General features: G+C 33.5%; 13 protein-coding genes. 6 read left to right on the top strand and 7 right to left on the bottom strand.

All coding sequences use genetic code 11. The features are described from left to right. A partial coding sequence (locus QM481_RS22580; protein WP_374760924.1) for a hypothetical protein occupies positions 1-280 on the bottom strand: 280 nt, incomplete at its 3' end. A gap of 288 nt (positions 281-568) precedes the next feature. Here QM481_RS22580 and QM481_RS22575 point away from each other — a divergent pair. The 4 genes from QM481_RS22575 to QM481_RS22560 all read left to right on the top strand — a co-directional run bounded on the left by QM481_RS22575 (position 569) and on the right by QM481_RS22560 (position 3,656). After that, positions 569-1,978 carry a DUF4932 domain-containing protein gene (locus QM481_RS22575; protein ID WP_283383447.1) on the top strand — a complete coding sequence of 470 codons (1,410 nt, stop codon included), beginning with the start codon at positions 569-571 and terminating at the stop codon, positions 1,976-1,978. Positions 1,979-2,034: 56 nt separating this feature from the next. Next, positions 2,035-2,574, top strand: coding sequence for an O-acetyl-ADP-ribose deacetylase (locus QM481_RS22570; RefSeq protein WP_283383446.1), 540 nt, complete (start codon positions 2,035-2,037; stop codon positions 2,572-2,574). A 332-nt stretch (positions 2,575-2,906) separates the two neighbouring features. After that, positions 2,907-3,443, top strand: coding sequence for a DUF2975 domain-containing protein (locus QM481_RS22565; RefSeq protein WP_283383445.1), 537 nt, complete (start codon positions 2,907-2,909; stop codon positions 3,441-3,443). 3 nt (positions 3,444-3,446) lie between these two features. After that, positions 3,447-3,656 carry a helix-turn-helix domain-containing protein gene (locus tag QM481_RS22560; RefSeq protein ID WP_166553671.1) on the top strand — a complete coding sequence of 70 codons (210 nt, stop codon included), beginning with the start codon at positions 3,447-3,449 and terminating at the stop codon, positions 3,654-3,656. 95 nt (positions 3,657-3,751) lie between these two features. On the opposite strand, the gene QM481_RS22555 is transcribed toward QM481_RS22560, so the two are convergent. After that, complete coding sequence (locus tag QM481_RS22555) at positions 3,752-4,105, bottom strand: winged helix-turn-helix transcriptional regulator (RefSeq protein WP_166553672.1); 354 nt, start codon at positions 4,103-4,105, stop codon at positions 3,752-3,754. 123 nt (positions 4,106-4,228) lie between these two features. On the opposite strand from QM481_RS22555, the gene QM481_RS22550 reads away from it, so the two are divergent. Then, complete coding sequence (locus tag QM481_RS22550) at positions 4,229-4,984, top strand: SDR family NAD(P)-dependent oxidoreductase (protein WP_283383444.1); 756 nt, start codon at positions 4,229-4,231, stop codon at positions 4,982-4,984. Between the two features lie 176 nt (positions 4,985-5,160). Then, positions 5,161-5,601: a VOC family protein gene (locus QM481_RS22545; RefSeq protein WP_283383443.1), complete on the top strand. Its 441-nt coding sequence runs from the start codon at positions 5,161-5,163 to the stop codon at positions 5,599-5,601. Between the two features lie 58 nt (positions 5,602-5,659). Here the strand turns inward: QM481_RS22545 and QM481_RS22540 are convergent, their stop codons facing one another. From QM481_RS22540 to QM481_RS22520, 5 genes are all read right to left on the bottom strand, one after another. Then, positions 5,660-6,541, bottom strand: coding sequence for a hypothetical protein (locus tag QM481_RS22540; protein WP_283383442.1), 882 nt, complete (start codon positions 6,539-6,541; stop codon positions 5,660-5,662). A gap of 128 nt (positions 6,542-6,669) precedes the next feature. Next, entirely contained in the window at positions 6,670-7,074 is a 405-nt protein-coding gene (locus QM481_RS22535) for a hypothetical protein (RefSeq protein ID WP_283383441.1), read from the bottom strand. Positions 7,075-7,187: 113 nt separating this feature from the next. Continuing rightward, the gene (locus tag QM481_RS22530; RefSeq protein ID WP_283383440.1) at positions 7,188-7,679 is read right to left on the bottom strand and encodes a hypothetical protein; all 492 of its coding nucleotides are present in this window, start codon (positions 7,677-7,679) and stop codon (positions 7,188-7,190) included. Positions 7,680-8,099: 420 nt separating this feature from the next. Then, on the bottom strand, positions 8,100-8,612 hold the full coding sequence (locus tag QM481_RS22525; protein ID WP_283383439.1) for a hypothetical protein: 513 nt from the start codon (positions 8,610-8,612) through the stop codon (positions 8,100-8,102). A 129-nt stretch (positions 8,613-8,741) separates the two neighbouring features. Further along, on the bottom strand, positions 8,742-9,413 hold the full coding sequence (locus tag QM481_RS22520) for an imm11 family protein (RefSeq protein ID WP_283383438.1): 672 nt from the start codon (positions 9,411-9,413) through the stop codon (positions 8,742-8,744). Between the last annotated feature and the right edge of the window lie 155 nt (positions 9,414-9,568).

Genomic DNA, 9,568 nt, shown 5'->3' with positions numbered 1-9,568 from the left:
TAGATAGAAAAACTTTCTTTTGGGGTAAAAATAAGGCTAGGGCACAACAAACTTTACAGAAATCAAAGTTAAAATCCTTAAAAAATCCCTGAATGCGACGCTCAGTTGAGGCTGTTTTTGCTTTACCTGCGACGTGAAGGGCTATTTCATGGAATTGAACTTTTCTACTTTCAATCAGTCCTAACAGAATGTCAGAAATTGTTTTTTTACGGGCTAAATTTGTTGCCAGTGGAATCGTAAACAAGATTTTAGTAACTTTGTAGTGGATGAACTCTTTCATCTGAAAAGGTTGGTTTTGGTCGTTTTGCAACACAAAATTCAACCTTTTCCTTTTTTCTCCCAAAAATCATCGGGTAGAGTAAGTTATAGGCATAAGGTAAAAGCTTCTCTTTTTTATGAGAAACTCATTTTAACCTCTATTCTATGCCTTAAAGCAGGCAAAACAATTTAATTTCACTTAATTATTCATAAAAGTAATTTGTGGTTCCACTTATACATTTTTATTTTGCAATACTATTTATCATCTATACAGTCAATAAATCTAAATTAACAATTTCACACCTTATCCATGAGATATTTCTACCTGCTTTCCCTGATACTTTCAGGCTTATCATTACTGGCACAAGACAAAAGTGTAAAAGTCATTTACCCACGAACCATTTCAATCAAATCAGATTCATTTAAGTTATATTATCCCACTTGGAAAGAACCAGAGACCTTCAAAAATATAGATAGCGATACGCTAGATATGGGTAATGATGCAGTCAAAAATGCCTATTATTTAATTATTAGTGGTCATGATACTGTAAGAATTAATTATTCTAACTTCCCATTTGCTAAGCAGATATTTGTCCCAATGGAATTAAACGGACGAAAATTCACCCACAGACTAAGAGTTAATGCCGTGACAGCGTACTTTTCAGCAGATTATATTACTGAAAACTCCCAAAAGGTCAACTTCGACATACCAGAGGTTTACGAGCTTGCTAATATTGTTTGGACTTTATCTAAGAGAGGGCAAACTGCCAATAATCTTAACAAAAGTTCCAAATACTATCAAAAAGTACTCAACTATTTTTCGCCTTTTCTAGGTCATTCTGTTTTCAAAGCCATCGATTCCACGAAGAAAAATTACTTCGAAGCATATTATGATTTTCGTGAGAATAGTCTAGCATTTTCATTTGAAGGAGACAAAATCATCAGAAAAGAGCCTTACTTTTATATAATGGGCAACGATGACAGAAGTTTTTCGAGTCTTTTTGAAAAATTAATTCCTGAAATAGAGGATTTTGCTAAAACCTCCAATTACAGGAAATTCTTTGCTGATCATAATTCATATTACACGAAGTCTATCAAAAAACAGCAGAAGTTAATGCCTGTACGTAAAATGTGGACTTGGCTTGAACAGAACTTTGATAACAAATTCAATGCTTACAAAATAGTGTATTCACCACTAATCCGTGCCACTCACAGTACACAAAACTTTTTAACTTTTCTACCTTTCGGAAAAGGTTATTTCACAGAATCTGTTATGTTTGTTTGTGGTCCTGAGATTTTCGAAACGCTAAAAATGCCCAATAGAAAAGAGAGAATAGGATATGCTTCTGGCATAGTATTCACTGAGATAGACCATAATTACGTGAATAAGCTATCGCTTAAATACCAACATCAAATAAAATCTATCTTCAGTAATAGAGAGATATGGGCAAGTGCTGGAGGTGATACAGAGCGATATTCAACTGCCTTATCTGTATTTAATGAGTATATGACTCATGCTGTATTTTGTAGATATGTACGTCAAACTTTCGATAAAAAAGCAGCTTTAAAAATCATTGACTCAAGGATAGATTTGATGGTAAACCGACGTAAATATTTGAAATTTAGAGAATTTACTGACAAATTAATCTCTCTGGACAATCGTAAGAAAGTGAAGGAGCTTTACCCAGAAATCTTGAATTGGGCTAGTTTAATAAAATAACATGAAAATTTATTTCTTAGTATAATAGAAATAGATAACTCACGACAATGACTTCAATGTCTACTAAAATCGAAATAGTTAAAGCTGATATTACTAAAATGTCAGTTGACGCAATCGTCAACGCAGCCAACACTTCCCTATTAGGTGGCGGTGGCGTTGATGGCGCTATTCATCGTGCAGGAGGTTCGGCGATTTTAGAGGATTGTCGTAAAATAATCGCAAAACAAGGCGGGTGTAAAGTTGGAGAAGCTGTTATTACCACAGCAGGAAAACTTCCTGCCAAATACGTAATTCATACCGTAGGACCAGTTTGGAACGGCGGTAATAAGCATGAAGCTGAAAAACTTGCCTCTTGCTATACCAAGGCTTTACTATTGGCAAAAGACCATCATTGTAAATCAGTTGCATTTCCCAATATTAGTACTGGCATCTATAAATTTCCAAAGGAATTGGCGGCGCAAATTGCATTTGAAACCGTATATAGATTTGTGATGGAGCAACCTTATTTTGAAAAAATAGTATTTGTATGTTTCGATGATGAAAATTACAAATACGCAAATAATCAAATGCAAAAGCTCAAACTCTCCACAGAATAATATTTCAATTAGGGTTAATGGAAACCTATTTGATTGGCTTCCTTCATATTATGGGTATTGTTGGTGGTAATGCTTAAGCATTTACCTCATAATTTTCTGTGTCCAGTTTTTACATTGGTAACCTATTTTAGACAACTATTTTCACACATGTTAGCTTATTTATCGATTTGGAAATTCTTGCTACCTGTGAAGGTATAATATATCGATAGAAGTATCAATTTATTGATAAACCGTAATAAAACATTAAATAAACCTTTGATTAAAAATAAATATTTATTGTTTATCAATAAATATTTATTACTTTTATGACATAACTTAAACTTCTTAAAATTATGTCAAGCAAAAACAACTTTGTATTTAAAAGTTTACATGTGGTCGCATGGATTATCTTTGTTGGCTTATGTATCGAAGCAGGTGGGTTGGTAACCAACTTTTTTTTTAGCATTTACAAACCTGAGTTTGTCCAAAATCTATATCAAAAATTAGATTTAAGCGACATGTATCGACGAAGTAAATGGGCATTTGGTAGTATGTACAGTTTTATTTTAGTCATTGCCTTTCTAAAAGCTTATCTATTCTATGTCGTCATCAAACTCATGAGTAAGCTGAATTTATCAAAACCTTTCAACGATTTTACTTCTGCACAAATCACACAAATTAGCTACTATACATTGATCATAGGTATCGGTAGTTATATAGCCCAGCAATCTGCCAAAAATTTACAGCATCACGGTTATCTCGTTGAGAATCTAAATCCATTTTGGGCAGATAGTCAGGCGTTTATCCTGATGGCAGCGGTTATTTCAGTGATTGCCACGATATTTAAAAAAGGAGTAGAAATCCAAAATGAAAACGATTTAACAGTTTAAAATATGCCGATTATTGTAAATTTAGATGTTATGATGGCCAAACGTAAAATGTCGCTTAATGAGCTCTCAGAAAGAGTTGATTTGACCTTATCTAATCTTTCCATCTTAAAAACAGGTAAGGCCAAAGCAATTCGTTTTAGTACTTTAGAGGCTATTTGCAAAGCATTGGACTGTCAACCTGCCGATATTTTAGAATATGTCATGGAACAATAAGGATATCTATCAAAAAACTATTTAGCCAAACTCTTTTGCTCAGAGTTTGGCTTTTCATTTATAAACATTTGTTATTGCTTCCAATTTTTAACTAGCTATTTCCCAATTATTTCGCGACGGTGTCGTCTTCCCCAATCAGTTAGGTTTCTGATAATGGTCTGCAAGGTTTTTCCATGCTCTGTAAGTTCGTATTGCACGGTAATAGGCTGAGTTTCTAGCACAGTGCGTTTGATAATTTTGTTAGTTTCCAACTCTTTCAATTCCTTACTCAACATTTTGTTGGAGATACCATTGACATCATTCAAGATGTCTGAAAATCGTCTTTTGTTGTAATAGCAAATTGAAGATATAATATTAATTTTCCATTTTCCGCTCAGCACATCCATCGAATCTTGGACAGCCAGCATTGCTTTTTTGTGTTCATCCCCTTGATATTCTTCACATTTCATATTTTTCCTTGTTACTAAAGTGTTACTGTATTACCTCAATGATACTGTTACTTTTTGACACCAAGTTACTAAAATAAACTAACAACATATACCTTTGCCACTCAAACTTTAAAGAAAACAATCATGAGCAAGTTATCAAACAAGGTGGCAATAGTAACAGGAGCTTCAAAAGGTATTGGAGCCTCCATCGCAAAATATTTTGCCGCAGAGGGCGCCAAGGTAGTCGTAAATTATGCATCAAGTAAAGAAGGAGCGGAAAAAGTAGTAACCAATATTACCGAAAATGGTGGCATTGCTATCGCCATTAAAGCCGATGTATCCAAAGCAACAGAGGTAAGTCAGCTTTTTGAGGAAACAAAAAATGCGTTTGGACAAGTAGATATTTTGGTCAATAATGCAGGGATATACCAATTCTCTCCAATTGAGACATTTTCGGAAGATTCTTTTCACCAACAATTCAATACCAACGTATTAGGTTCATTGTTAACTATCAGCGAAGCAGTTAAGCAATTTGATGAAAAAGGAGGTGTAATTATCAATATCAGCTCGGGTGCAAGTACAACGCCTCCTGCTATGATGTCGGTTTATTCTGCCACAAAAGCAGCTTTAGACGCCATCACTATTTCCTTATCTAAAGAGTTTAGCGGACGAAATATTCGTATTAATTCACTACTTCCTGGCGGAGTCCAAACAGAAGGAACAATCACCGCAGGTATCACAGGAAGTGATGCAGAAAAAGCCATGATTTCTAAAACACCACTAGGACGAATCGGACAACCAGAAGATATTGCCAAAGTGGCAGTTTTTTTAGCCTCAGATGATGCTGGGTGGATTACTGGAGAGAAAATAACCGTTGCAGGTGGCTTATATGGCTTGTAGTCATTGGGTTAACTTTTAAAAATAGGCAAAGCAATTGATGATGATTGCTTTGCCTATTTTTATTTTATTGGTTTCAAATATTCATTTCAATCATAGTGAAAAGCAAAAGTTCTTTTTAACTTAGTGTAAGTTGGGCATTTCCCAACCAAACATGTTAACAACTAAACTCTTATACTATGGCACTCATTAATCCTTATTTACATTATAACGGCAATGCTGAGGAGGCATTCAATTTTTACAAATCTGTATTCGGCGGCGAATTCGCTATGATTGCAAGATTCAAAGATTTAGAAAACCCCGAACAACCTTTTCCAGAGGAAGAAGCCAATAAAGTAATGCAGATAGCTTTACCAATCGGCAAGACCAACGTATTGATGGGAAGCGATGTGCCAAACGTACTAGGAAAAGTCAATGAGCAAGAGAATCGAAGTAAAATCTCAATAAGTGCTGAAAGTAAAGAAGAAGCAGATCATTTGTTTAATGGACTTTCAGCAGGAGGAAATGTCGAAATGCCAATAGCAGATAGTCCGTGGGGTTCGTATTTCGGTATGTTTCGAGATAAATACGGTATAGAGTGGATGGTAGATTTCGACCCAAAGTATAATGGTCAGGTGTAAATAAAACCTTCCGCCATAGTTGGTCAAAAAACCAACTATGGCTAATAGATAGATACTATTAATCCCAACATTTTCCATCATCATCTTGAGAATCATCATAGAGACTACCAATTGGATTATAATTATCCCAACATGCCTTATGTAGTTCTTCAATACCTACTAAATTGTTGAATTCCTTCTGAATAATTCTATTTTCAGGATTATCAGATTCAAATGGATTCGGGTACAGTTCAATAAATCGAACATTATTCTTTGTAAGAATATTTTTATTACAATAATTGAATTTTTCTACTTTTTCTTTGTCAATTAATTCAAAATAATTGTTTGAAAACCACATTCTCCAGCATGATCTTAATACCATATTCCGAACTTGTCTTAACCTACCTGGATTCCCTTCAATTGTGATACATTTATCTCCATCTTTTGTATATATCTTTTTCTTATTTACAGGAATTCCTTTTAGTTCGTAGTTTCTTAAATAAACTTCATTTTGAATAAATTCATCAAACTGCCAAAATGAGTAGGCACAAACAAAACCATTTAATTTAAAAAATGGCTCAAATAAGGTCAAATCAAGTTTTCCTTTTTCCCCTTTCCATATTATTCTATCACAACCAGGTAATTCTTTGGGTCCACTTGGACAAATAGTCAATCTGTTTTGCATTTCATCATCATAAAAAAGATGGCATTTTTCAAAAAAAAGGTGTTTGTTTATTCTCATTGCCTTTTTGATCCCCTCTTGTAAAGACATATCTCCAAAACCTCCTATCCATCGAGTGAGTGTATATCCTATATTGGGAGATTCCACCAAAGAAAGTATATCAGAAACCTTCAATGAATTTAGCTTAAAACACATTTCAAATTCTATCGTTGGGAAAGTCGAAGATAAATGTTCTTTATAAATAAACTCTTTCTGTTTAAACCAATTAAAGATGCTCATAATTTTATAATTTCTATTTCAGCCCTTGTTGGTCTTTTGACCAACAATACGAGCGACAGCAACTCGTCAATTAAAAAATCAACTTTTTTGTAATAATCAACAGCATTTGATAAGTCGTATCATGAGTATTACCCATTTCTTCTACCAACAGCGCCCAAATACTTGGTAAACATTAGAAAATATGGAGATTCATCTTTTAAAATACTTTCATAAATGTTTATTAAAAAAATAATTTTATTATCGAATCCTGTATTACAAAGTTTTAAATTAATTTCTTTGAATATTCTAAATTCAAAAATTTCATCCTCTGAAAACCGCCCTTCATAATCTGGAATATCTAGCGGTTTTAAACTCCTTTCATATAACAATGTATTTATTAAATTTTCAATTTTATAAATATCAAACTCAACAGGTAACAATCCTTCTTTCAGTGTAAATGAAGTTAAACTAATTAAAACATCATACCTCTCAGAATTAATTTTACAAAATTCCACTAAGTTGTTTTTACGATTTAAAATATATACAAACTTCATAATTTGGGATAAAAAAAATTATAACTTCATCATCTGTATTTTTTCGGCTGCTGTGGGTTCTATTGTCAGGCACAAGCTAATTTCACCTATCTTCTGTAGTATTTTGTGGAACACTATGAACCCTCGGGGATTCCAACAACCTTTAAAAAACTCTCAAAACCATCCTTTTTAAAATTCTGTATGGATTCCCATGAAAGTATATCTTCACCTTCAAACCAAAAATAATCGTCTCGATTAATGTTAAGATACTCGTAAATAAATAAAAAAATCAATTCTAAATTTTCTTGCCAGACTGGTTCAATATATGCTAAACTACATAAGTTTTTATTTGGAATTAGATAATCAAATGCTTTATCTTGCCCAATCTCAATAAGTTCCATTTCTACGCCTTGAATTGATAACAAAAAACCTTGCTTCTCATCATTTTTAGAATCTTCCTCTAATCTAATCTCGGTGTTTTTAAGTGACCCATTTGAAAAATAACTATTCCAATTTTGGTACTCAAATTTGATACCGTTACGAAAACAAATTTTCACAGTATCTATCAATACTTTCTCTGGAGAATGATTTTCCCAGTTTTTAAGTAAATGTGCAAGTCTACCCATTTTTCATTTTAATATACTCCTTAATTCTTCCAATGAATATGCAACTATTGTAACACCTTGTTTTGTGATTCTTTCTAGCATTCTTACTAATTCTGGAGTAGCAACTGCTAATGATTTATCAATATAAAGAATACATTTAAGCCATTGCTGGTCTCTTAGCAAACGATGAAGCTGTTTAAACTTTCATAAACTTGCTCGAGAAAGCAATGAATTTATACTGTTTGAGCGAAGCGAGGTGGTACGCCACTCCGATTATAAATTCTTGATTTTTTTGCGGCCGCCGCTGCGGTTACTTTTTGTATCAAGGCGGGAACGCCTAGTTAAAAAGTAAGACGAAGAATTAATCAATAAAATATGTTTTTTAAAAAATTTAAACAGCTTCGATATTAGAGAAAGTAGCTAAAGCAAATTTAGCTACGCCTATGTAGATTCCAACAAAGTCATGGCTTCGATAATATTGGTAGCCTTCTCCATACTTTTGATTGGTGACAACCCAATACTTTTTCTTGCAGTATTAATTGAATCGGTATCAAACTGTTGTACGTTACGAATTTTAAGCATCACCGCAGTTTTGAGGGTGGCTGACTTGATACGTATAGTGAAGGGAGAATATCTTGCAGGGTGAATATGCACATATCGCTCAGGCTCATTACCCCATAAAAATACCCACTTGGAAGTATCCGATAACTGAAAGGTTGCATAACCCTGATGTTTCTCCAAAAAGACTCGATAATCCTCCTCAGAGGTAATCCCCTGCTCTTTCAAAAAATATAATGTCTCTTCAATAATTGAGTCTAACGATAGGCGACCTGTGTATAAATCCATCAACGAATCGCCCAATTTCGACAAATTCACCTCCGAATCTACGGTCTGATTTGCAATAAAATCTATAATGCTGGGTAAATGGTGTTTGAGTGTGTTAAATAAAATCATAGTTTTTAGGGAAGGGGATACAATTCTTAAAACTGCCTAAATGGGTGCCTAATATTAAAGATTTTCAGTATTTGCTGGTCTTTTCTTTCATTGTTGATAAAAAACAATAATGGCAAAACTATGAACTACTTACCCATTTTCTTCTATCTCAAAAAACAGATTTTTAGCCTCTACAAAATCATAACCAGTAATTTGCTTCTCTTTGATCATATCAACCAATTTTTCGGACATATATTTATAACCCACATGAATATTATTGGCAAACAAATCATATTTAGGCATTTGACTCATGAAGTAGTATTCGATATTTATTCGAAAATTACCCCCATATTTTTTAAAAATCTGATACATTTGACCTTCTGATTCAATCTTACCATTTAGGGATACCTCTTTTGTACTCTGATCAATTAGTTCATAGAAACTCATCTCTCTGTCTATAAATTGATACAAATCAACAAAAAAATGAAGCCAGTAATATCCAGCTATTTGTTCTCCCTTATGCATAACTTTAATTGGATGATATTTATGAGGGGGTAAATGAAAACCTTTTAATAGCTCCTTCACTTTGTCATCAACAAAAATCCCAAATCCTAGTGGGCTACCATCTATAAAATCTGTTAAGAAAGCTTTCTTGTGAAGGGTTATTTGTACCTCTGGATTAAAATCAAGGAATTCTCCTTTTGTAAATTTCCCGCTGTAAGGTGGCTTGTAGAGCTCTATTGGGTAAACTACACTTTCTGTTTGATGATAATGACCAACCACTTTTTTATTCATTGATGGTGCAAAAATGTAATATTTCATAGCTGTGAATATTTTGGTAATATTTCAGGGGTTACTACTTCAGCCATTGTTGGTACTGTGAACAACAATACGAGGGTCAGTAATTAATCGAATGGAAAATAAGCGTTATTTTGGTGATTGCTTTGGCGTCTTTTGTAGGTCAAAAGACCGACAAT

Origin of the sequence: Flectobacillus rivi (genome assembly GCF_030056655.1) — a bacterium.
Taxonomy (GTDB): domain Bacteria; phylum Bacteroidota; class Bacteroidia; order Cytophagales; family Spirosomataceae; genus Flectobacillus; species Flectobacillus rivi.
This window is presented reverse-complemented; position numbering and strand designations above follow the sequence as displayed.